Annotated in this window: 19 protein-coding genes and 2 pseudogenes; 6 read left to right on the forward strand and 15 right to left on the reverse strand. The window is 38.8% G+C overall.

Features of this window, described 5'->3' with window-relative positions; all coding sequences use genetic code 11:
* Positions 1-3: 3 nt before the first annotated feature.
* From F3G88_RS06175 to pheS, 5 genes and pseudogenes are all read right to left on the reverse strand, one after another.
* Positions 4-1,680, reverse strand: a pseudogene (locus F3G88_RS06175) (30S ribosomal protein S1).
* An 80-nt stretch (positions 1,681-1,760) separates the two neighbouring features.
* The gene (locus F3G88_RS06180; protein WP_009294294.1) at positions 1,761-2,585 is read right to left on the reverse strand and encodes a 4-hydroxy-3-methylbut-2-enyl diphosphate reductase; all 825 of its coding nucleotides are present in this window, start codon (positions 2,583-2,585) and stop codon (positions 1,761-1,763) included.
* Positions 2,575-3,852 (reverse strand): 3-phosphoshikimate 1-carboxyvinyltransferase, encoded by a 1,278-nt coding sequence (gene aroA, locus F3G88_RS06185; protein ID WP_149715652.1) that lies wholly within the window; start codon positions 3,850-3,852, stop codon positions 2,575-2,577. The genes F3G88_RS06180 and aroA overlap by 11 nt, the downstream gene beginning before the upstream one ends.
* Positions 3,849-6,185: a phenylalanine--tRNA ligase subunit beta gene (pheT, locus tag F3G88_RS06190; protein ID WP_149715653.1), complete on the reverse strand. Its 2,337-nt coding sequence runs from the start codon at positions 6,183-6,185 to the stop codon at positions 3,849-3,851. Before pheT ends, aroA begins: the two co-directional genes overlap by 4 nt.
* Positions 6,182-7,177, reverse strand: a complete 996-nt coding sequence (gene pheS / locus F3G88_RS06195; RefSeq protein WP_149715654.1) for a phenylalanine--tRNA ligase subunit alpha — start codon at positions 7,175-7,177, stop codon at positions 6,182-6,184. Before pheS ends, pheT begins: the two co-directional genes overlap by 4 nt.
* A gap of 118 nt (positions 7,178-7,295) precedes the next feature.
* Between pheS and F3G88_RS06200 the strand changes: the two genes are divergently transcribed.
* Positions 7,296-7,649, forward strand: coding sequence for a histidine triad nucleotide-binding protein (locus F3G88_RS06200; protein ID WP_004317216.1), 354 nt, complete (start codon positions 7,296-7,298; stop codon positions 7,647-7,649).
* A gap of 70 nt (positions 7,650-7,719) precedes the next feature.
* On the opposite strand, the gene F3G88_RS10750 is transcribed toward F3G88_RS06200, so the two are convergent.
* The 4 genes and pseudogenes from F3G88_RS10750 to argH all read right to left on the reverse strand — a co-directional run bounded on the left by F3G88_RS10750 (position 7,720) and on the right by argH (position 12,298).
* Positions 7,720-8,028 (reverse strand): CZB domain-containing protein, encoded by a 309-nt coding sequence (locus F3G88_RS10750; protein WP_375338548.1) that lies wholly within the window; start codon positions 8,026-8,028, stop codon positions 7,720-7,722.
* 54 nt (positions 8,029-8,082) lie between these two features.
* A pseudogene (locus F3G88_RS10755) lies at positions 8,083-8,391 on the reverse strand (methyl-accepting chemotaxis protein); the annotation flags it as partial.
* Positions 8,392-8,879: 488 nt separating this feature from the next.
* On the reverse strand, positions 8,880-10,883 hold the full coding sequence (locus tag F3G88_RS06210) for an AAA family ATPase (RefSeq protein ID WP_149715655.1): 2,004 nt from the start codon (positions 10,881-10,883) through the stop codon (positions 8,880-8,882).
* The gene (gene argH, locus F3G88_RS06215) at positions 10,880-12,298 is read right to left on the reverse strand and encodes an argininosuccinate lyase (RefSeq protein ID WP_149715656.1); all 1,419 of its coding nucleotides are present in this window, start codon (positions 12,296-12,298) and stop codon (positions 10,880-10,882) included. Before argH ends, F3G88_RS06210 begins: the two co-directional genes overlap by 4 nt.
* A 271-nt stretch (positions 12,299-12,569) precedes the next feature.
* Here argH and F3G88_RS06220 point away from each other — a divergent pair, with 271 nt between their 5' ends.
* Positions 12,570-12,959, forward strand: a complete 390-nt coding sequence (locus F3G88_RS06220; RefSeq protein WP_012001374.1) for a hypothetical protein — start codon at positions 12,570-12,572, stop codon at positions 12,957-12,959.
* Between the two features lie 2 nt (positions 12,960-12,961).
* Here F3G88_RS06220 and F3G88_RS06225 read toward each other — a convergent pair whose 3' ends face one another.
* Genes F3G88_RS06225 through F3G88_RS06240 form a run of 4 tightly spaced genes read right to left on the reverse strand, consistent with a single transcriptional unit; the run spans position 12,962 to position 16,437 of the window.
* Positions 12,962-13,501, reverse strand: a complete 540-nt coding sequence (locus F3G88_RS06225; RefSeq protein ID WP_149715657.1) for an oxidoreductase — start codon at positions 13,499-13,501, stop codon at positions 12,962-12,964.
* 2 nt (positions 13,502-13,503) lie between these two features.
* Entirely contained in the window at positions 13,504-15,681 is a 2,178-nt protein-coding gene (locus F3G88_RS06230; RefSeq protein ID WP_149715658.1) for a heavy metal translocating P-type ATPase, read from the reverse strand.
* A 1-nt stretch (position 15,682) separates the two neighbouring features.
* Positions 15,683-15,886: a heavy-metal-associated domain-containing protein gene (locus F3G88_RS06235; protein ID WP_004317198.1), complete on the reverse strand. Its 204-nt coding sequence runs from the start codon at positions 15,884-15,886 to the stop codon at positions 15,683-15,685.
* Positions 15,883-16,437 (reverse strand): GNAT family N-acetyltransferase, encoded by a 555-nt coding sequence (locus tag F3G88_RS06240; RefSeq protein ID WP_149715659.1) that lies wholly within the window; start codon positions 16,435-16,437, stop codon positions 15,883-15,885. The genes F3G88_RS06235 and F3G88_RS06240 overlap by 4 nt, the downstream gene beginning before the upstream one ends.
* Before the next feature lie 151 nt (positions 16,438-16,588).
* Here F3G88_RS06240 and F3G88_RS06245 point away from each other — a divergent pair, with 151 nt between their 5' ends.
* The 4 genes from F3G88_RS06245 to cuyB all read left to right on the forward strand — a co-directional run bounded on the left by F3G88_RS06245 (position 16,589) and on the right by cuyB (position 20,026).
* Positions 16,589-17,296 carry a YebC/PmpR family DNA-binding transcriptional regulator gene (locus F3G88_RS06245; RefSeq protein ID WP_149715660.1) on the forward strand — a complete coding sequence of 236 codons (708 nt, stop codon included), beginning with the start codon at positions 16,589-16,591 and terminating at the stop codon, positions 17,294-17,296.
* 11 nt (positions 17,297-17,307) lie between these two features.
* Positions 17,308-17,802 carry a peptidylprolyl isomerase gene (locus F3G88_RS06250; protein ID WP_021085768.1) on the forward strand — a complete coding sequence of 165 codons (495 nt, stop codon included), beginning with the start codon at positions 17,308-17,310 and terminating at the stop codon, positions 17,800-17,802.
* A gap of 11 nt (positions 17,803-17,813) precedes the next feature.
* A complete protein-coding gene (locus tag F3G88_RS06255; protein WP_149715661.1) occupies positions 17,814-19,169 on the forward strand; it encodes a cation:dicarboxylate symporter family transporter in 1,356 nt (451 codons plus the stop codon).
* A gap of 164 nt (positions 19,170-19,333) precedes the next feature.
* Complete coding sequence (cuyB, locus tag F3G88_RS06260) at positions 19,334-20,026, forward strand: cysteate racemase (RefSeq protein WP_009294309.1); 693 nt, start codon at positions 19,334-19,336, stop codon at positions 20,024-20,026.
* Positions 20,027-20,558: 532 nt separating this feature from the next.
* On the opposite strand, the gene pckA is transcribed toward cuyB, so the two are convergent.
* Both pckA and F3G88_RS06270 read right to left on the reverse strand, forming a co-directional pair.
* Entirely contained in the window at positions 20,559-22,133 is a 1,575-nt protein-coding gene (pckA, locus tag F3G88_RS06265) for a phosphoenolpyruvate carboxykinase (ATP) (RefSeq protein WP_188117476.1), read from the reverse strand.
* 105 nt (positions 22,134-22,238) lie between these two features.
* Positions 22,239-24,041 (reverse strand): biotin/lipoyl-containing protein, encoded by a 1,803-nt coding sequence (locus F3G88_RS06270; protein WP_103598945.1) that lies wholly within the window; start codon positions 24,039-24,041, stop codon positions 22,239-22,241.
* Positions 24,042-24,112: the final 71 nt, after the last annotated feature.

The raw sequence follows: 24,112 nt of genomic DNA on the forward strand, positions 1-24,112 counted from the left end.
ATACTAGCGTAATTGTTCTTTTATAATGTCGCCAAGTGTTACTTTGTCATCGTTGTCGTTGATCTCATTTAACACTTCACGCTCTTTTTGTTTTGCTAAACGGCGTATGCTTAGGCGAATTCTATTTTTCTTCTCATCGATAAATGCGATAGCAGCCTCGATCTCATCGCCGATCTTTAATGTGCTAGCATCTACGCTACCTAGATCTTCTTTGCGGATTAGCGCATCGACGTTATCGCCAAGCTCAACAAATACGCCAAACTCTTTAATGTCACGGATCGTTCCTTTTACAATGTCGCCTACACTAAATTTATTAGCAAATGCTTAAACTGGGCTTTGTTTTAGATCTTTTAGGCTTAGAGAAATTTTTTGCTCAGCGCTGTCTATTTTGATGATCTTCACTTCTAGCTCGTCGCCAGCTTTGAACATATCTTTGCATTTGTCGTTTCTATCCCAAGAAGCGTCTTCATTGTGTAGCAAGCCCTCAACGCAGCCTACTCTAACAAAAGCACCAAAATTTGTGATGGTTGTCACAACGCCTTTTACTACGTCACCCTCTTTAAATTTAGCTTTAAATTCATCAAATGGCTTTGGAAGTAAATTTTTAAGGCTCACTCTTAAGCGGTGTCCTTTTGCGTCTATTTCGATAACCTCAACATCGATCTCTTGGCCTTCACTGATGTGATCTTTTGGATTTTTGATATTTTTATCCCATGAAATTTCAGATATGTGTAAAAATCCTTCAATATCATTTCCAAGATCGACAAATGCGCCATAAGGCTCGATGTTGCTAACTGTTACTTTTATAGTGTCGCCAACTTCTAGGCCGTCGCTTATGATCTCTTCCCAAGGATCTGGAGTAGCTGCCTTGATAGATAGAGATAGATGGCGTTTTTCGTTGTCATAGCTGATAACTTTAACTAAAACTTTATCGCCTTCTTTGTATAGCGAGCTAGGATTTACTGGGCCTTTGTAGCTTATCTCGCTGTAATGCACAAGTCCGTCTACACCGCCAACATCAACAAACATACCATAAGTTGTGATCTTTTTAACTGTGCCCTCTATAACGCTATCGTTTTCTACTATATTTGATAGGGCTTCTTTGCGTTTTTTGCGGTCGTCATCTAAAATTTTCTTTCTTGAGACAACGATGCTATTCTCTTCTTTATCGACTTTTATAACTCTTACTTTGTATGATTTTCCAACTACGCCCTCAGCATTTTTAAATCCACTGTGCGTTCTTGGTAAGAAAAATTCTACGCCATTTGCGTCTTGAGTGATAAAACCACCTTTATTTTTTCCAACTACTTTTACGTCGATTTCGCCAGAATTTTCAGGATCGTAAGCTTCAATGAAAGCTTTAACTTTCTCTTTTCTAAGTGCTTTTTTGTGCGACACTATAGGTCTTCCATTTCTTGATCCAGTTATTACAACTTTGATCGTATCGCCAACTTTATGCGTCAGGTTGCCGTTTGCGTCAGTGATCTCAGAAACATTTAAAATGCCTTCTGACTTCTTGCCAACGTCGATTAAAACCTCATCACCATTGATACTGACGATCTTTGCGTCACTATCTTCTTCAGTCTTTTTAAAAGACTCCTCTAACATCGCAGCAAAATCGATATCTTCGATATCTTCGTCTTTTGCTTTTCCTAATTGAACACTTTTGTTCACAGCCATCTTGATCCTTTAAATTTTATTATGCCAGTAGAGGCAAATTGGCTTATTATAGTTAATTGTGGCTTTAGCTAGGATAAATTTTATACTTTTTTGATTCTATCGACGACTTTTTGTATGATCCAGTCAGGTGTGCTAGCCCCCGCACTTATACCACACAAATTTTTGCCATCAAACCATGATCTCTCAAGCTCTTCTTCGCTTTCTATTAGGTAGCTATCTTCGCAGAAATTTTTAGATATTAGGTAGAGTTGTTTTGTGTTTGAGCTGTTTTTTCCGCCGATTATTATCATCACGTCAGCTCTTTTTGCTAAATTTTTAGCAGCCTCTTGATTTTCAAATGTCGCGTTGCAGATCGTGTTAAAAACGCGCAGCTCTTTTACATGAAGCATGAGATAGTTTGCGATCTGCATAAATTTCTCAACTTTTCTAGTAGTTTGGCTAACGAGCGCGACCTTTTGCTTAAATTTAACGCCCTCTAGCTCGCTCTCTTCAAGTACGACATAGACATTGCCCTTGGCATACGACTTCACCCCTTTTACCTCTGGGTGATGCATGTCGCCAAAGATCACCACATCATAGCCCTCTTCGCTCATTTTTTCGCAAATTTGTTGTGGCTTTGTCACAAACGGGCAAGTTGCGTCGATCACTTTTATATCAGTCTTTTTTAGCTCTGCAAGGTCGTTTTTAGTGATGCCATGAGTGCGGATGATCGCCTTTTTCTCATCTTTTAGCTCATCTATGCCCTCAAGCGTCTTTACATTGTAGTTTTTCTCAAGCCTATTTATCTCTTCGTTATTGTGGATGAGCGGACCGATAGTTGCGGCATCTCCAGCATTTTCAGCTATCTTTATCGCCCTTTTTACACCAAAGCAAAATCCATAACTACTAGCAAGCTCAATCTTCAACTCTAGCTCCCATTTTCTTTAAAATTTCAGCAAAATTTGGAAACGAAGTGGCGATAAATTCGCTCTTTTCTATCTGCATGCCACATTTTAGCCCAAGTATGGCAAAGCTCATGGCAATCCTGTGATCTCCGTGGCTATCTATCGTGGCAAATTTAGCCTCAGAGCCATTTATGATAAAGCCATCTTCTAGCTCACTAGCATCGACACTGCACTGCTTTAGCGCATTTATAGTGACAGCTATCCTGTCGCTCTCTTTTACGCGAAGCTCTTTTGCATTTGTTAGCTTGCTTTGACCCTTAGCGCAGGCAAATGCGATGGCTAAAGCTGGGGCTTCATCGATGAGCCACGAGATATTTTCGCTAACCTCTACACCTTTTAAATTTGGCGAGTATCTAACCTCAATATCGCCGATATCTTCGTATTTGCTTGAGGTTTTGTGAAATTTTATCTCAGCGCCCATTTTTTCTAAAACTCTGTAAGCTTCGATGCGAGTTTTATTTAGCAAGATATTTTTTAAAATGATATGCGAATTTGGGATGATTAGAGCTGCGACCGCGAAGAAAAATGCCGAGCTTGGGTCATTTGGCACATCTATATCAAGTGGTGAAAACGGTGATCTCATCGGCTCTAGAGTGATCTCTAGCTCGTCACGCTTTATATTAGCTCCCATGCCTATAAGCATGCGCTCAGTGTGATCTCTGCTTAGCTCTGGCTCGCTAAATTTGCAGCCATTTGAGTAAAGAGCCGCTAGCAAAAGCGCGCTTTTTACCTGAGCTGAAGCGATCTTGCTCTCAAAACTAAATCTTTCAAATTTAGTCCCTCTTATACAAAGAGGAGCGTTGTTTGCGTTGTTTGCGCCATCTATCTTTGCACCCATCTCATTTAGAGGCTTTGCTATCCTTGCCATCGGGCGAGAATTTAAGTATTTATCGCCACTTAGCACGAAAAAGCCCTTCTGTGCGGCTAGTAATCCCATAAAAAGCCTCATAGCCGTGCCCGAGTTTCCACACTCTAAAATTTCATTTGGCTCTTTTATCTTTTGTGGTGGAGTGATCACTATCTCAGCGCCGTTATCCTCTACCTTTGCGCCCAAAAGCCCAACTATTTTTAAGGTATTTAGCGTGTCCCCTGCTCTTAGATAGTTTCTAACACGAGATGGTTTGTCGCTTAAAAGCGAAAATATCGCGCATCTATGCGAGATAGACTTATCAGCTGCGATGTCGTCGATAGTTAAATTTAGACTTTTTTCTAGTGGATAAATTCTCATCTTATACCGATATTTAGCTTCTCTTTTAGCTCGCTTAAAATTTTATCCATAAGCGCGTTTATATCGTCATCTTCAAGCGTTTTTTCCATATCTTGGAATGTAAATTTAAGGCTAAGGCTGATCGCGCCGTTTAGTTTTGCATCTTTATAGATATCAACCGGCAAGAACTCTTTTAGCTCTTTTAAATTTAGCCCTCTTATGCACTCATAAATTCGTCCAGCCTCGAAATTTTCAGGCACGATGAGACTAAGATCTCTTGTTGTGCTTTGAAATTTAGAGTATGGCACTGCAAGGATTGGCTCAAATTTAAGCTTCGCAAAGTCTATCTCGCAAACATAAGTTTTTGGTAGATCTCTTTTTGCCTCTACTCTCGCATCGACTCTGCCGATATAGCCGATCTTTTCGCCATTTTGATAGATGTGTGCCTGCTCGTATGGGCTAAGATATGAGATCTCTCGGCAAGGTTTTAGCTCAAATTTGCCTATGACATTTTGCACCATTGCCGCAAATGCGTAGAAATTTGCCTCTTCGCCCTTTGCGCCGTTTATCAGCGTTGGCTCTTTTAAAAGCCCTGATACGACAAATCCTAAATTTAAACCTTGATTTGCATTTTCGTCAAAGACTTCGCCAAGCTCAAAAAGCCTAACTGAGCGCTTTGAGTTTTTGATATTTTTCTCGCTCGAGCTTAGAAGGTGATTAACAAGTGCTGGTCTAAGCGTGTTTAGCTCGTTGTTTATAGGATTTAGTATCTTGATCTTGCAAGGCTTGAAATTTAGCTCACTTAGCTCATCAAGGCTGTCAAATACGTAGTGCACGCTTTCAAAAAAGCCATTATCAGCTGCACGGCGCCTTAAATTTAAAGCATTTTTATAGTCAAAATATGTCTTATTTAGCCTATTTTTCTCAGAGAAATTTAGCGGCGTTGAGGCTATATTGTCGATGCCTATTATCCTTACGATCTCCTCGCAGATATCATGAGAATTTACGATATCATGGCGAAATAACGGCACTTTTACGTTAAAGCTCTCTTGCTCAACATTTACCGCGATCTCAAAGCCAAGTTTCTTTAAAATTTTAACGACATCGTTTCTAGCAACCTCTTGACCGATCATATTTTTAAGCTCACCAAGTGAGATGCTAAGCGTGATAGGCTCGGTGTTTAGAAGTGATTGTTGTGAGCCAGCAAAAAGGCTTAGACTATCTTTAAAGCCAGCTAGCCTTTTAAAAAGATAGTCCGCCCCGTAAGCTAAATTTGGCTCGCTACCACGGCTTGAGCGATAAACCTGATCGCCTTTTGGTAAATTTTTATTTTCAAAAATGGCTTTTGAGACAACATCTGGTTTTACGTAGCTAGCCTCTACCAAGATCACCTTTGAGCCCTCATCGACCCTAGCCTCATCGCTTTGGTAAATTCCAGCAACGCCTAAATTTTTATCCTCACAAAAGACCACGCACTCGCCATTTTCGCCATTTTTGATGTCAAAAACTGCTTTTTCGCCCTCGCCCACAAGCTTAGCGTGATCATAAGCTCTAAACAAGACGCCCGTGCAAAATGTCGCGTATTCAAGCAGTCTTTCTACTAAATTTGTCTTTTGACAATCAATTAAAGCTAGCCTCAAGCGAGTTAATAAATTTTCACTTAATGCATTTTTTAGCTCAAATGCTTTATACAAAAACGAGCCATTTACCTTATCTTCGGTTCGCACAGATGCGATCCTGCCGATGCCTAGTAAATTTTCGCTATCTTCATTTTCGTGACTATCTTTCATATTTAGATCAAGTGCGGTGCAAATTTCTCTTGCGATGCCGTGTAAATTTTGGCAGTCGCCCCTGTTTGCTGTGACATCAACCTCGATGATCACATCTTTAAAAGCTTCAAATTCGCCAAGGCTTGTGCCAAGTTTTAGCTTGCCGATACTCTCATCAAGTGGCAAAATGCCGTCATTTGTCTTAGGTAGTCCTAGCTCAGTTGAAGAGCAGATCATACCGCATGACTCGATGCCTCTTAGCTTTGCCTTTTTGATCTCAAGACCATTTGGCATCGTCGTGCCAATGAGCGCGACTGGCACAAACTGACCAGCCTCGACGTTTTTAGCCCCACACACGATCTGAAGCGTTTCGCTGCCAACATCAACCTGACAAACGCTTAGCTTATCGGCGTCTGGGTGCTTTTCTCTACTTTTTACGTAGCCAACTACGATGCTCTTTGGTAAATTTATCTCTTTATAGCTATCAACTTCTAAACCGATTGAATTTAATGTCTTTGAAAGTGTCTCGCCGCTAACCTCGCTAAGATCGATCCACTCGTTTAACCAATGCTTTGAAATTATCATTTAAACTGCTCCAACAATCTTAAATCTCCCTCAAAAAGTGACCTTAGATCAGGCACTCTATGAAGCAACATCGCAAATCTCTCAACCCCAAGGCCAAAGGCATATCCACTTACATTTTTATAGCCAACTGCCTTAAATACATTTGGATCCACGACGCCGCATCCAAGCACCTCAAGCCAAGTAGTCTGCTTGCACACCCTGCAGCCCTTGCCGTGGCAGAATATACAACTAATATCAACCTCTGCGCTAGGCTCCGTAAATGGAAAGAAGCTAGGACGAAAACGCACTTCAACGTCGCCAAATATGTGCTTTAAAAAGCCCTCTAGCATTGATTTTAAATTTGCAAAGCTAACTTTCTCAGCATCCTCCACCACAAGACCTTCTACCTGGTGAAACATCGGTGTATGCGTTAAGTCCATATCTCGTCTAAAGACCGTACCTGGCGCTATCATGCGAATAGGCGGCTTTTGATTTAACATAGTTCGCACCTGAACTGGGCTCGTATGCGTCCTTAAAAGTCTAAAATCATCTAGGTAAAATGTATCTTGCATATCCCTTGCTGGGTGGTATTTTGGTAAATTTAGCGCCTCAAAGTTGTGAAAATCATCTTCTATAAGCGGCCCAGTCTCAAGCGAGAAATTTAGAGCTAAAAAGTACTCAATTATCTTATCCATCGTGGCCATCACTGGGTGCAGCGCCCCACTAGCAACAGGCTCGTTAAAGAGCGTGATATCAGCGGCCTCTTTTTTCATCTTACTATCTATTTCTTGCTCGCTAAGCTCGGCCTTTTTAGCTTCTATAAGCGCGCTTAGCTCATCTCTTTGCTTGTTTAAATTTGCTGCAAATTCCTTTTTCTCGTCCTCGTCAAGCTCTTTTAGCTTTGCAAAGCCTTGCGCCAAGATACCCTTTTTGCCAAAAATTTCTACCCTGACCTTCTCCAGATCATCAAGAGTTGAAATTTCATTTTTGATTTTGTTAATGAAATCTTGCAATTTTTTACCTTTATGAATTTTTGCATCGATTTTATAGAAAAAGAGTTAAAATCAAGATAAAAAGCGCGAAATTTAAGCACACTTTGATATAATTTCTCAAACTTTCAAAGGAGCTAAAATGACCATATTTGAAAAGATCGTTGCTGGTGAAATTCCTTGCAACAAAGTGCTTGAAAGCGAGAAATTTCTAGCTTTCAACGACATCAACCCAAAAGCGCCAATCCACATCCTCATCATCCCTAAAAAACACTACAAAAACTTCCAAGAGATGGACCCAGTTTTGATGGGTGAGATGACTAAATTTATCCAAGAAGTGGCGAGCTTAATGGGCGTTGATAAGAGCGGATACCGTCTCATAACAAACTGCGGTGAAAACGGCGGTCAAGAGGTCATGCACCTACACTTTCACCTACTTGCTGGTGCAAAGCTTGGCTGGAGCGAAGGCGTAGCTGATCCACAAAGCACATTTTAATCCAAATTTAGACTCTTTTTGAGTCTAAATTCTTTAAATTTTTACTTCAAACATCTAAATTTAAATAAATTTACTTCCTAGCAGCTTTTACCGCTTCAAGTAGCTCTTCAAAGCCTGCTTTACTTGAGTGCTCAACATCTTTTAGTATCTCGACACCTGCTAAATGTCCCTTATCTTTATCAGCAAAAATCGCCATAGCCTTATCTAGTCCGTGATGGACATTTTCGTGGTGCGCAGCTATGCTTGAGAGGGTTCTTGGATCTTTTATGATGGTATTTTTCACATCTTTTTCATACCACTTGCCAAATCTACACTCATGCACGTCTTGAATTTTATTTATCTCGCCAAGCAAGACGCCTCGGTAGCCATTTAGCTTCATATTGATGTGATCTATCTTGCCGTTACTGACATTGACCTCGTTTGTTACGTTTAACGCTTGATTTAGGATGTTTTGCGTGTTGGCATTTACGCTTGAGATGTTGCCCTCAAAGCCACCTAAAATTTGCATCGCATTTGCTGAAATTTTAGAGAAATTCTCACTCATTTCGATCATTGTGTTCGCACTTTGTTTAAGGCCATTTATATTTACTTCAACCTCAAGTGTCGCCTTTTGCGTGCGCTCTGCAAGCTTTCTAACCTCATCTGCAACAACTGCAAAGCCACGTCCATGTTCGCCTGCACGAGCCGCCTCGATAGCAGCATTTAGCGCTAGCAAATTTGTCTGATCTGAGATGTCTTTTATGAGATTTATGATCTCAACGATAGAATTTACGCTTCCATCAAGCGAAGAGGCATCGTTTGAGAGATCGCCGCTCATCTGGCTCACTTGCTCGATCGAGCTTAAAATTTCAGCCGTTTGAGACTTGAGCTCGCCTGTTTCTTTGAAGGTTTTTTCATTTAAATGGTTTATATTTTCAAGCATTTTTAGATTTTCTTCGATGGTTGATTGCAAGAAATTCATACCATCTTGATAGCTAGTAAGCAGCAAATTTACAGCCTCTTGCTTATCCTTAGCTTGATCTTTTGGCTCGCAAGTTTTGGCATTTTTTAGCTCATTTTTAAGTGCTAAAATTTCAGCCTTTAAAGCTTCATTTTCTCTTTCTAAAGCTTCATTTTTACTGCCAAGCTCTTTATTTTTGCTGTCAAAAAACATTTTTCATCCTTTAAAATTTGTAAATTATGCGTAATTATAATTAAAATTCTACTATATGGTTGTAAATTTCAAATTTTTTATATTTTTTTCTCTTTAAACCACTTTTTGATTTCATCAATCCAATCCAAACTTTTAACACTACTATTTTGAGCTATTTCAACATATTTTTTAGCAAATTCTATTTTTCTATATCCGCTTTTTTGATCAAAAAAATCTTTTAGTATTTTTCTGTCATCATCTCTTAGATTAAAACAAAAGTGCGAATTAAGAAACTTTTCGTTTTTAAAATTTTTTACATCTTCAAGTATAGCAGCGATATCTTTGTCTTCGGTATATTTTTTTAATGTTTCAATAAAAACAATACCATCCAAACAGTCCTCTATTTCCGTTTTCATTTCATAATCATTGCTACTTACATCAACCAAAGACGTTTTTTGATCATTACTTTTATTTAAAATTCTTTTTGCAACCATATTGTTTTTATATTTGTCATCACAAATGAGTTGCTCACTCTTGCCGTCGCTATCTATTAAACAATAGATTTTCCCCTTTATATTATTTTTTTCTTCCATTGGTAACATTAAGTATTTATAAATTTTTATAACTTCAGAAGCTCCACCGACTGGCAATATTCTTAAATTATTCCTTTCTACTAAATCTTTAAAATAGAAGTCAAAATAAATTTTATCAGAGCTGCCTTCGCAAATTAGCCAATTATATGGTTCATCGAGCCTTACTGATGAAACAATTGATTGGACCAAGTCATAAACACTTTTAAGCTGAACATCATCAGGCATTTGAGCATGGTTTTGCTTGTTGATCTGTTTTAATTCCTCTCTATAGTTATACAAATCAAATGTATTAAAGTTAAATCTAATATTTTCATTCATAGTTTTTTTAGAAAGAAAGTGAGCATTTGCATTCATTGCAACTGGCAAGAATCCATACCAATGTGTAGTAATTATAACTTGTGCCTTACTTTGAGAAATCCTTATTAATTTTTCAAATTGAGAAAAATTTTTAGATAAATTTAAAGACGACTCTGGTTCATCTACGGCAAGTATAATTTCTTTATCGTCTATAGCTTGACTATCTAATAAAGCTGTTGCAACATCTATAAGTGACTGCCTTTTTTCTCCTGAACTTAATCTGTCTGCTTTTATTTTATCGCCATCTATTATTTTGTGTAATATTCTAATTGAAAAAAATAACTCTATAACCTTATCTATTAATTCTTTCATAGTAATATTGGTTCTATTTGACGGGCTCTTGTAGGCATAAAGATTTAAAAGTTTTTTCTCCAAAATATCAACAAAGTTATTCAAATCTTTGTTGATACGCTTTAGATTTTTCTCTTCGATAATGTTTGTTATTTTAGCACTAATATCTGTTCCAATTAGTTTTTGCATATTATCAGTCTCGAGTTTTGTAAACTCTTCTATCCCGGCTTCAACAGGCATATAAATATACGAATAGTAACTTTTAATTATGCTGTTTAGTTTCTCAAATTTTTTTCTTAACTCTCTGTTTTTACTATCTTCATTATCCTCTTCATTGTCGTTTTCTTGACTACTATAGTCTAAGTTAAATGCATTTGCAATTAAGCCATCAAATGATCCAAAATATGATTTTTCACCTTTATCATAGCCTATTCCAGAAACAACAAAGAAATGGGTTTCTTTGTATTTATTAGCAATAATTTTTAAATCATTTTTAATAAAGTCGATAACATCTTCATGTATGCCCTTTGGTAGCTTTGAATCATCAATGTTGTAAAAGTATTCACTAATCTTTTCTATACTTTGCAGAGTTTCACCATCACCCTTTGTTAATAATCTAACTTTATTTTTTTCAAGCAAGTTTAAAATAACTATGTAAGGCCTACCTGGTCCAGAAAGACTAACTCCTTTATGGTAGTTCCACTCTCTGCCATTAAAATATGTGTCGAGGGCTTCCAAAATTGAGCTTTTTCCTACACCGTTGTCGCCAATATAAGCTATAAAATTATGATTGGCGGTAACAGGTATATATCTAATTCCATTGTATATCTTGTAATTCTTTAATAAAATTCCGACAATCATTTGATTTCTCCTCGATTTTCCAACCAAGTCTCTAAAATTTCTATCTGCTCATCTACACTTTTATTTGACGTGCCGCCTTTTGAAGTGCGGGCCTCTTTTGAAGCGTGAAGATCTAGAAATTTAATGGCATTTTCATCTAAATTTTCATCGACACTTTTTAGCTGCTCTTTGTTTAGCTCGCTTAGATCAAGCCCCAAGCTTTCAGCCTTTGCCACAGCTTTTCCGGTGATAAAGTGCGCCGTTCTAAATGGGATATTTTTCTCACGCACTAGATAGTCTGCCAGATCAGTTGCACTTAGATGCCCTATTTTTGTCGCTTTTAGCATATTTTTTTCATTAAATTTAGCCGTTTTTATCATCTCATTTAGGATAGTAACCGAGCTTAAAATGGTCGCAACGCTATCAAAAACACCCTCTTTATCTTCTTGCATATCTTTATTGTAAGCAAGTGGCAAGCCTTTCATAGTAGTTAGCAGTGCTACTAAATTTCCATTTACACGCCCAGTTTTACCGCGTATAAGCTCAGCGACGTCTGGGTTTTTCTTTTGAGGCATGATGGAGCTGCCTGTACTATAAGCGTCGCTAATGCTTACAAAGCCAAATTCTTGCGAGCTCCAAAGTATGAGCTCCTCGCAAAGTCTAGAAGCGTGCGTCATAAAAACGCTAATGTTAAATAAAATCTCCAGCGCAAAGTCGCGGTCACTCACGCTATCCATCGCATTTTGCGTGCAGCCTGCAAAGCCAAGCTCGCTTGCAACGATGCTCCTATCTATCTTGTGCGGCGTGCCTGCAAGGGCTACTGAGCCAAGCGGACTTAGGTTGTTTCGCTCATACGAGCTAACAAATCGCTCAAAATCCCTTTTAAACATAAACGCGTATGCTAGCAAATGGTAGCTAAGGCTTACTGGCTGAGCATGCTGAAGGTGCGTGTAGCCTGGCATTAGCGTATCTTTGTGGTTTTTGGCTAAATTTGTAAGCGTGGTGATGAGCTCTTTGATGAGAGATGAAATTTCTAAATTTTTCTTCAAAACATAAAATTTAAAATCAAGTGCGACTTGGTCATTTCTACTTCTAGCTGTGTGCAGCCTGCCACCAAGCTCGGCGCCGATGATCTCACTAAGTCGCTTTTCAACGGCCATATGGATATCCTCGTCCTCTATCTTAAAAGCAAATTTACCAGCTCTTATCTCAAATAAAACCTCATCAAGCCCTTTTATGATCGCCTCTGACTCATCTTTTTTCAAAATTTCACAAATTCCAAGCATTTTAGCATGCGCCTTACTGCCAGCGATATCCTCTTCAAAAAGATTTTTATCAAAATTTATAGAAGCGTTAAATTCCTCAAGCAACTTCGAGCTAGCCTCGCTAAATCTGCCCTCCCACATCTTTTTATGTGCATTTTCGTCTTTTTTCATAGCTTTGCCTTTGATTAGTTTTGTGTGATTTTAACAAAAAGGTGCTTAACTAGGCTTTTTAAGAGTGTTTTATCAAATAAATTTTTGATCTAAAAATAGAAATGTAATATAAAAATTATGCTAGAGTATCATAATAGTTATAAATATAATTTAATTTTAAGGTTATTAAAATATAATTCTCACTGCAACTTTTTAAAAACTATTTCAAGTTTTTTGATTTTATGCCGATATAGTTTTAAATGAATAAATAAACCAAGAAAGGAAGGACGATATGCAAATAGATGCAAATATGAACTCAAATGTTTTCTATCATAATGGCTACACATCTATATCATCAAGTAGCGCTAAAACCAGCATATTAGTATCTTCTGGCTATGGTACAAAAGATATCGTTAGAAGTAATGATGTGCATGTCGAACAAAGAGAAGAAGTTAGACAAAAACCTACAATTATTAGAAAAGAAGATGTCACAGAGTTACAAAAAAATTTAGAAAAATTACAAGATCAAAGAAGCGATATAGCTGATCAAATTTCAAGCATCCAGCACCTGAAAGATCGTGATTCTATGCAGATGCTTCATCATCTAAATTTAGAACAATCAAGCATTCAGAATAACATTTTAAGTATTAAAACTCAGATGACAGAAATGGTACAGGCTTAAGACTAAGCCTTACCGATAATAATTTTTAAAACCAAACAAAAATCCTCTAAAAAGTATCCCATTGACTTATAGAAGTTACTGTTAGCATTTTGTTCAAGCTCTTTTGCAAGTTGCTCGGCATATGGCAAGAAAAAAGAGAGGCTAAAAGCAGCAAGAAGCTGCATAGACTCTTTTGTCGCCTCTTTTTTTAATATATTTGCTATCAAAATGAGCTGATTTGAGATGCTATCAACCACGCCCATTTTTGGTTCAAAATTTATTGCCTTATAAAATTGTGCCAAATCATCTTTTGCACTTGAAAAATAGTAGCTTGCTTTAAATTTTGCCTTTAAAATGACAAAATCATCACACAGAGCCGCACTGCTCTCATCTTTGATAAATTTAGCGTAAAACTCATTTCCTTTTACGTTCGCATCACTCTTTGTCTGCGTTATCCACGCACTTGTCTTTTTGATACGCATAAAAGATGAGACACCCAAGATGCCATTAAAATTTGTAGCAAGTGCAGCTGCTACGACGCTGTAAAGCTCTCCAAGTCTCAAATTTAATCCTTAAGCTTCAAATATCTAAGTCTAAGCGCATTTAGCACAACAGTGACCGAGCTTAAGCACATCGCCATAGAGCCATAAACTGGGCTTAGAAGCAGTCCAAATACTGGATAGAGCACGCCAGCAGCCACTGGTATGCAAATGGCGTTATACATAAATGCCCAAAACAAATTCTCTTTTATGTTAGCAATAGTCGCATTTGCAAGCTTTACAAGCCCACTTACGCCACGCAGATCGTTTTTTACAAGCACGATATCGCCAGCTCCTTTAGCGATGTCTGAGCCTGAGTTCATAGCGATGCCAACACTTGCTTCTTTAAGTGATGGCGAGTCGTTTATGCCGTCCCCTACAAAGATCACGCCACCTCGGCTCATGAGCTCTTTTACTTTGTTAAATTTATCCTCAGGCAGCATATTTGCATAATATTCGCTCACATTTAGCTTGCTAGCGATATTTGCCACTACTTTTTTATCATCACCTGAGAGGATCACGCTTTGTAAATTTAGCCTTGAAAGCTCTTTTATAACGTCATTTGCTTCATTTTTTAGCTCATCACTTAACGTTAAAAAGCCGCTAAATTTTTGATTTAGCGCACAAAGTATGACGCCGCTTCCATCATTTGCAGCCTCTTTTATCGCTTCACTATCTGCTTCATTTAGCAAGATATCGTTTGCTGCGAGCAGCTTTTCGTTGCCTATTATTATCTTGTTACTCTCGTCTTCATAGACGATGCCTTGACCAACTACGTTTTGAAATTTGCCATTTAGCTTTTGTAAATTTATGTAATTTTGTTTTGCGTATCTTACGATCGCTTTTGAGATCGGATGCTCGCTTAAATTTTCAGCAGATGCCACTAGCTCTAGCTCTTTTTCGCTCAAATTTGAACTTTTGACGCTAATTAGTCCCTTACTTAGCGTGCCAGTTTTGTCAAATGCTACAAATTTAGCATCTTTTATAAGCTCCAAAACCTCTGGATTTTTCACCAAAATCCCAGCTTTTGCGCCGCGAGCAAGAGAGCTTACGATTGCTATTGGTGTGGCAAGTCCTAGTGCGCATGGGCATGAGATGATAAGCACGCAGATCGCGCTAGAGATCGCATAGGCGAAATTTCCACTAAAAATTATCCATATAAAAAATGTAAGAACTGAGATCGCCACGACGCTTGGCACAAAGATGTTTGCTATCTTGTCAGCCAGCCGTCCGATAGGCATCTTTTTAGAGCTAGCGTCGCTTAATAAGCTTAAAATTTGAGATAGCAAGCTTTCAAAAGAACTCTTTGTCACCTTGACGCTTATATAGCCATTTGTGTTTAGAGTGCCGGCAAATACGCTATCTCCCACCTCTTTATAAACTGGCAAGCTCTCTCCTGTAAGCATAGAAGCATCTATCTCAGCGCCACCTTGAACTATCACGCCATCACTTGGGATGTTGTAGCCATTTTTTACGATGACGATGTCGCCTACTTTTAGCTCATTTACACTTACCTCTTTGCTCTGTCCATCTGGCATGACCAAAAAGGCGGTCTTTGGTGAAATTTTAAGTAGCGTCTTTAGGTAGTCGCCAGCTTTTGCCTTTGAGCGCTCTTCAAGATACTTACCTAGCAAAACAAAGGCTATTATCATCGCTGCGCCCGAGATATAGACATTTTTTAGATCATCTGGGATGAAATTTGAAAAGATCACAACAAAAAGCGAGTATAAAAATGCACTACCGCTTCCAAGAGCTACAAGTACGTTCATATCGTAGTTTTTGTTTTTAACAGCCTCTATGGCGTGAGCAAAGAAGTCTTTGCCACCAAAAGCTAGCACCAAAAACGCTAAAACTAGCATGAGTAAATTTACTAGCAAGTTATGAGGCGCGAACATCTCAAGCGCCATTATCACGATGCTTGTGATAAATGCAAATATAAATTTATTTCTTATCGAGGTTATATGCTCGTCTCTTTTGGCTTCAAATTCATCAATATTTGTCGCCACAAAGTAGCCAAGCTTCTTTATCTTTTGCTCTAAAACTTCACGCACGCTAGCGTCTTTTAGGACAAACTCACCGCTTGCATTTGCAAAATTTACATTTGCTTCAAGCACCCCATCTATCTTTTTAGAAACTTTCTCGATAGCGTTTGAGCAATTTACGCAGCTCATTCCCGCTATATTTAGCTTGACTTTTAAAGGCATATCAAAGCTCCTTTATAACGTCAAATCCCAGATCAGCCATTTCTGATTTAAATTTCTCTACATCGCCATCTTTTATATCAAGGCTTACTTGCCTTGGCTCTTTGCTAAGATCGACTTTTATCTCACCAAAGTCATCTTCAAGTGCGTTTTTTATAGTATTTGCGCAGTTTTGGCAATGCACGTTATTTACCTCAAATGTTTTCATATTATCTCCTTTATCATGTGGTCGTATTCGTGTAAATTTATGATCTTTTTGGTGTTAAATTTAAAGCCAAGGCTCTCGTAAAATTTACGAACTTTTGGCTTATTTACATCAACTATAAGCGAGACCTTTTTATGTCCTAGCTCTTTTGCTTTGGCAAATGAGTGCAAGATAAGCTCTTTTGCAAGCCCTTGGCCTCTAAATTTCTCATCCACAGCGATGCTATCTATATAAAACTCATCATCAAAGCACTCTTTTTCTACATGGGCATCTTTGCCAAGCGCCTTTAGATGCTGAGAAATTTCTCTATCAAACTGCCACGCGTCGCCACCAAAGTATGCACACATCGCAGCGATGATCTGCTCGTCACGCTTATAAACATAGACATTTTTATAGCTAAGTCTGTTTATCTCGCTTATAAAAAATTTCTCCAAAATTTCATCGCTTTTTACTGGATCGTCGTAGCCACTTAGCTTGTAGGCGATATCCTCCATCGCTAAATTTAGTAGTTTTATGCAGATTTTTGCATCTTGTTTTTGAGCATTTTTTATCATGAGTATGATTATATGCCTCTAGCTTAAATTTTTACCAAATATTATTTTCAAATTTGCAAATTATGCACTTTAACAGGCAAACTAAAAATGTTTTAAAAAAGTATAAAATTTTTTTAGTTATAATCCGTAAAAAATTTATTTAAGGATATTTATGGGACGAGCATTTGAGTACCGAAGAGCAGCAAAAGAAGCTAGATGGGATAAGATGAGCAAGGTATTTCCAAAACTTGCAAAGGCTATAACAGTAGCGGCAAAAGATGGCGGATGTGATCCAGATATGAACCCAAAACTTCGTGCAGCCATCGCAGCAGCAAAAGCTGAAAATATGCCAAAAGATAACATCGATGCGGCTATAAAAAGAGCAAATGGCAAAGATAGCGCAGATATCAAGACTATCTTTTATGACGGCAAAGCAGCTCACGGCGTGCAAATCATCGTCGAGTGCGCTACTGACAACCCAACAAGGACAGTTGCAAATGTAAAAGCGATATTTAGCAAAAATGGCGGAGAAATTTTGCCAAGTGGCAGCCTTAGCTTTATGTTTACAAGAAAGAGCGTTTTTGAGCTTGAAAAACCAAACGCAGATATCGAAGAGATCGAGCTTGATCTGATTGATTATGGACTAAGTGACATTGAAGAAGATGAAAACGCGCTATTTGTTTATGGCGATTACGCAAATTTTGGCACACTTCATGAAGGCATAGAGAAGCTAAATTTAGTAGTTAAAAAAGCTTCACTTCAGTACTTGCCAAATCAAACCGTGAGCCTAGATGAAGAGCAAATGCTTGAGGTTGAGAGGCTTCTTGACAAGCTAGAAGACGACGATGACGTCCAAGCAGTTTATACAAATATCGAGTAAAAAGGAGCAACATGCGTTTTGATGAGTTAAAAGTTTATGATATAAATTTAGACGAACTAAAAAAAGATAAATTTGCGGTTTTAAAGACAGAAAAAGGCGATATAAAACTTGAGCTTTTTGCCGAGGATGCACCGCAAGCTGTTGCAAATTTTGTCCATTTGATAAAAACAGGCTTTTATAATGGCCTAAATTTCCACAGAGTTATACCAAATTTCGTCATCCAAGGCGGCTGCCCAAATGGCACAGGCACAGGCGGTCCTGGTTGGAGAATAAAATGCGAATGCGACAACCAAAAGGTAAAACACGAGCGTGGCAGCCTTAGCATGGCTCACGCAGGTCGTGACACTGGCGGATCGCAGTTTTTCATCTGCCACAGCAAGCAACCTCATCTTGACGGCGTGCATACAGTCTTTGGAAAGTGCGTTGATGACGAGAGCTTAAAAGTACTTGATGCTATCAGACAAGGCGACAAGATCCTCTCAGCAGAGATCAAAGAGAGCCTATAAAAGGGGAATTTATGGAGAGTGCAAAATCGCAAAAAAGTCTCTTTGTGAGACTATTTACCAATCTCGCCATTTGGGTTGTGATAGGTATAGTTGGCGGTGTTATCGTCGGTATGGTCGCACCTGAGCTTGGCATAGCGAGCAAGCCAGGTATTGATTATTTTATAAAAGCCCTTAAAATTTTAATCGGTCCTATCATCTTTTTAACGATCGTCTCAGGCATCGTCGGACTTGAGAGCTTAAAAGATCTTGGCACCATCGGACTTAAGGCGTTTATCTACTTTGAGATAGTTAGCACGCTTGCTCTTGCTGTTGGTATCATCTTTGGCGAGACGCTTCGTCCAGGACACGGCATGAACCTTGACTACACTCAGCTTGACGCCTCAAGTGTTGCTAAATTTACATCTCAAGCTGGAAATATGGACGCAAATAGCGGCTTTTTAGCACATACACTTCATCTTTTAAGAGGTGCTGTGCCAGTAGATGACATCTTCCCTTACGTGCACATACTTGATCCATTTATAAAGTCAAACACACTTCAAGTGCTTTTCATGGCGATAGTCGTTGCCATCGTGCTTTCGTTGCTAGCGCATGATAAAAAGCAAGCTTGTCTAAAACCGCTTGAATTTATCCAGCACTACGTCTTAAAGCTACTTACTTGGCTTATGCTATTTAGCCCAGTGGCTGCCTTTTCAGCGATGGCTTACTTGATCGGTAAATTTGGCATCGGAACGCTTCTTGGTATGATGGAGCTTCTTGTTGTTATGGCACTTGCAAGCTGCTTTTTCATCTTTGTCGTGCTTGGCGTCATTTGCTACTTTGCCAAGGTCAATGTCTTTAAATTTATGCGCTTTATCTCAAAAGAGGTCTTGGTAGTTTTTGCTACAAGCTCGAGCGAGACAGCTCTTGCACCACTTATGCAAAAGCTAGAAGCAGCTGGCATAAATAGAGGCGCAGTAGGCCTTATCATCCCGACTGGCTACTCGTTTAACCTTGACTGCACCAACATCTATCTAAGCTTAAGCGTTATCTTCTTAGCTCAAGCGTTTAATATCCCGCTAAGTTTTGAGCACCTAATAAGCATACTAATCGTGCTAATGATCACAAGTAAAGGCGCGGTTGGCGTTACAGGATCTGGCTTTGTCGTCCTTGCTGGCACACTAAGCGCACTTCCAAGCACTGGCATACCAGTCGTCACCGTGGCTGTGCTACTTGGCGTTGATAAATTTATGTCAGAGATGCGTGCTGTTGGTAACCTTTGCGGCAATGCCGTTGGCTGCATGATCGTATCTATCTGGGATAAAAAGGTCGATATGGAGAAATTTAGATACGCACTAGATCATCCAGACGAATTTCACTTCCACTCATAATAGAATTTTTAAGGGGCAAATCGCCCCTTTTTATCATAAAATTTACTTCAAAACTTAAAGTGCTTATCCCCTATTTTTACAATACCAAATGAAAATTTAGAAATTTTATTTTTAAATATAGAAACTAATATTATAATTATTGAAAATTTTAATTTGGAGGAGTTATGAAGACATTAGGCATCATAGGCGGCATGGGACCACTTGCCACGGCTGATTTATACAAGAAGATCATCGATATAACCCCAGCAACTTGCGATCAAGAGCACCTACACATTGTTATCGACTCATACGCGCAGATAGAAGATAGGACAAAATTTATCATGGGCGAGGGAGAAAGTCCGCTTCCAAAGCTAATTCAAAGTGCTAAACTTTTAAAAAATGCTGGCTGCGAGGCGATGCTAATGGCTTGTAACACAGCTCACTACTTTGCTCCAAGCATAGAAAAAGAGGCTGGAGTAAAAATTTTGCACATTGCAAAAGTTACAGTAGATGCCTTGCAAAAGAAATATCCACACGCTAAAAATATCGCTGTCATCGCAACAAGTGGCACAAAAAAGGCTGGCGTTTATGATCAAATTTTAAAAGAGCGCGGGCTAAAGAGCGTGGATTTTAGCAAAGAGACGCAAGATGTCATCATGGAGTGCATCTACAAAGGCGTCAAAGCTGGCAAGCTAGAAGAGTATGTGCCAGTGTTTTACGAAGTGCTTTCAAACATTGAAGCTGACGTTTATATCGCAGGCTGCACCGAGATACCGATGTTTTTACCATTTATCAGCAGCGAGTATAAATTTATAGATGCGACATTTGAGCTAGCAAAAGCTGGCGTAGAATTTGGACTAGAAAAGAGAGTATTTTGATTAAATTTAGCCAGATACCTGGCTAAATTTTCGTTTTAACTGCAAAAATCCTGCTACTTATACTAAATAACAAAAACTTTTTATATTAGAAATTTTAAGATTTGGACATTGCAAAATATTTTAAATTTATCTGGAGCGTTCAGGTAGATTTAAATTTATGATATTGAGCAATTAAAATTTTTGGCTTACAAAGTAGCTTTTAGCTGTAAATTTTAGAAACTCTCGTGAAATAGATTATTTTGCTTTAAATTTAACTAGAATGTTCTGACTAAATTTTAGCTCTAACTACAAAGATCACTTATATTAAATTTATAATATCAAGCGATTAAATTTTTCGAGCATTTATAAAGAGTAATTTTTTTGATAAGAAAATTTTAGAAAGTCTTGTGAAAATTGACCGAGCTATTTCGCAAAATGTTTTAAATTTTATATTAGAAATTTGAAAAAGAGCTATATTTATAGCTCTAAAATTTTTGTATTTGATAGTTTAAATTTAAAAGCCTTGTAGGCAAAATACCCACAAGGCTATAAATTAAGCTTTTGGACCAGCTTTGGCGTACTCAACGCCCTCTTTTACATCTTCGTAGCGTTTGAAATTTTCAACAAACATTTTAGCCAGCTTGTCGCGTGAAATATTGTACTCAGCTGGGTGTGTCCATGTATTTATTGGATTTAGCAGTTTTGTCTCTACACCATCAAGCTCTTTTGGGATAGCGAAGTTAAATTTATCAAAATTTTCAAATTCGCATTTTGTGATGCTACCATCAAGGATCGCATTTATGCAAGCACGTGTTGCTTTTATGCTCATGCGCTTGCCAACGCCGTAAGCACCGCCGCTCCAGCCTGTATTTACAAGATAGACATTAACGCCGTGTTTATCGATCTTCTCACCAAGCAGTTTTGCATAGACGGTTGGGTGAAGTGGCATAAATGGCTCGCCAAAGCAAGCGCTAAAAGTAGCGACTGGCTCGGTGATACCGCGCTCTGTGCCAGCAACTTTTGCTGTGTAGCCACTTAAGAAATAATACATTGCCTGCTCTTTTGTCAGCTTCGCAACTGGAGGAAGCACGCCAAAAGCGTCAGCGCTTAAAAAGATGATATTTTTTGGATGGCCAGCGCTTGAGCTTGGCTCGTAGTTATCGATGTGATAGATCGGATAGCTCACGCGTGTGTTTTCAGTCTTTGAGCCATCTTTATAATCAACCACGCCGTTTTTGTCAGCCACGACGTTTTCAAGTAGCGCGTCACGCCTGATCGCTGCGTAAATTTCTGGCTCGCTACTTGGATCAAGGTTGATACATTTTGCGTAGCAGCCGCCCTCAAAGTTAAACACCCCGTCATCGTCCCAGCCGTGCTCGTCATCGCCTATTAGTTTGCGTTTTGGATCGGTTGAAAGTGTCGTTTTGCCAGTGCCAGATAGGCCAAAAAATAGTGCCGTGTCGCCCTTTTCGCCTACGTTTGCAGAGCAGTGCATGCTTAGTTTGCCTTCAAGTGGCAACCAGTAGTTCATCATAGAAAAAATGCCCTTTTTCATCTCGCCGCCATACCATGTGCCGCCGATCACTGCGACATTTTCCTCGACGTTAAAGATGACAAAAACCTCTGAATGTAGTCCGTCAGCCTTGTACTCCTCATTTTTTGTCTTGCAAGCGTTATATACTACAAAATCAGGCTCAAATTTAGCCAGCTCCGCTTCACTTGGACGGATGAACATATTTTTTACAAAGTGCGCTTGCCACGCTACTTCGGTGACAAAACGAACTGATTTTTTGCTCTTTTTGCTAGCTCCACAAAATGCGTCTTGGATGAAAATTTCTTTGCCACTAAGCTGATCTTTTGCTTTTTTAAGAAGCTTGTCAAATAGCTCTTTTGTGATAGGCTGATTTATCTTACCCCAAGCAATATATTTTTGGCTTGGGTCTTGCTTTACAAAGTACTTGTCTTTTGGGCTTCTGCCTGTAAAAATTCCAGTATCGACCATAAATGTGCCGTTACTTGAGACTCTGCCCTCGTTATTTGCCTTTTCAAGCTCAAAAAGCTCGTCGTAGCTTAGATTGTGATTTATCTTTTTGATCTCTTTTAGACCTAGCTCGTCTAGCTTATTTATCATGTTGTTTCCTTTTAAATTTTCGTTTCTTTATAAATTTGACCTAAAAGTCATCAAAATGTTAATCAAATTTCGCTTAACACTATCTTTTTAAAAGTGGCAAATTTATTTAAATCTAGCCACCACTTGATTGTTCGCGACACTTTGACCTTTACTAACCTCTATAGAGCCTATGATGCCATCTTTTGGGGCTTTGACCTCTATCTCCATCTTCATCGCTTCAAGCACAACTATGGCCTGACCTTTTTTGACATGATCTCCTGCGCTAACTAAAATTTTATGCACAGCGCCTGGCAAGCTTGCAACGATATCATTTTCTGTTGCGCCTGCTACTGCACTTTTGGCACTTTTTACGCTCTTGCCTTCAACTTCAGTGATTGATTTTACTTGGATGCTGTCGTTAAAGCCTTCGCTTACTTCAACGTTGTAGCGGCTACCATTTACCACGACGCTATATCTGCCGCTTTGAGTTTGTCTGCCATCGTTTGCCTTAGTGTTTGGATCAACTTTTCTTACATTTACTTTGGCTTCGCCTTTTAAGAACGCGATACCTTTTTCTTTACAAGCTGCTGCTATAAAGACGTTTTCTTCGGTAACCTTGATCTTATTTTGTTTTAAAATTTCTTTCACATGCGCAAGCGACTTACTCTCATCTTTATCAGCTATATCAACTGCATGTTTTGTAGTTGGTTTTAAGCCTAGTTGCTCACTAGCAAGCTTAATGATCTCTTTATCAGGCGTAACTGGGGTCTTGCCAAAGTAGCCAAGCACCATTTTGCCGTATCCCTCAGCGATCTTTTTCCACTTGCCAAACATAACGTTATTAAATGCTTGTTGGAAGTAAAACTGGCTAACAGGAGTCACAGAAGTGCCGTATCCGCCCTTTTGCACCACCTCGCGCATCGCAAGGATGACCTCTGGGAATTTATCTAAGATGTTGTTATCTCTCATCATCTGGGTATTTGCAGTGAGCGCGCCACCAGGCATCGGTGAAAATGGTATTAGAGGGCTTACTTGCACAGCTTCAGGCGGTAAGAAATACTCTTTTAAACAATCATTCAAAACGCTTTCGTATTTTAAAATTTTCTCCACGTCAAGTCCGCCAAGATCGTAGTTTTTACCTTTTACTGCGTGAAGCATGGTTAAGATATCTGGCTGACTTGTACCACCACTTACTGGGCTTGCGGCTAGATCTATGCCATCAACGCCAGCTTCAAGCGCTGCAAGATAGCAAGCGACACTTACGCCTGCGGTTTCATGCGTGTGAAGTCTAATATGAGTTTTTTCTGGTAACAATTTTCTAGCCATTTTTATGGTTTCATAGACCTTTTGTGGGCTGCTTGTACCACTTGCATCTTTGAAGCAAACGCTGTGATAAGGGATATTTGCATCTAAAATTTCTCTTAAAATTTTCTCATAAAATTTAACATCATGAGCTCCGACACAGCCACTTGGCAAGTCCATCATAGTAACGACGACTTCATGTTTTAGCCCATGATGAGCGATCCTCTCGCCTGAATATTTTAAATTTTCAACATCATTTAATGCGTCAAAATTTCTAATAGTAGTAGTTCCGTGTTTTTTGAAAAGTTTTGCGTGAAGGTCGATAAGCTCGCGACTACCAGTGTCAAGAGTGACGGTATTTACGCCCCTGCTTAGGGTTTGAAGGTTTGCTTTTGGTCCTACGATGCTTCTAAATTTATCCATCATCGCAAAAGCGTCTTCATTTAGGTAAAAATAAAGGCTTTGAAATCTCGCTCCGCCGCCAAATTCAAAATGCTCTATGCCAGCCTCTTTGGCTGCTTCAAGCGCGGGCAAAAAGTCGTTCATAAGCACTCTAGCGCCATAAACTGACTGAAAGCCATCTCTAAAGGTCGTATCCATAACATCGATAAATTTCTTTGCCATATTTCACCTCATTAAATTTATAAATTTACTAAAAAGCGGTCATAAAAAATGGCTAAATTTGATAGAAACTC

Source organism: Campylobacter concisus (genome assembly GCF_902460675.1).
In the GTDB taxonomy this organism is placed as follows: domain Bacteria; phylum Campylobacterota; class Campylobacteria; order Campylobacterales; family Campylobacteraceae; genus Campylobacter_A; species Campylobacter_A concisus_AJ.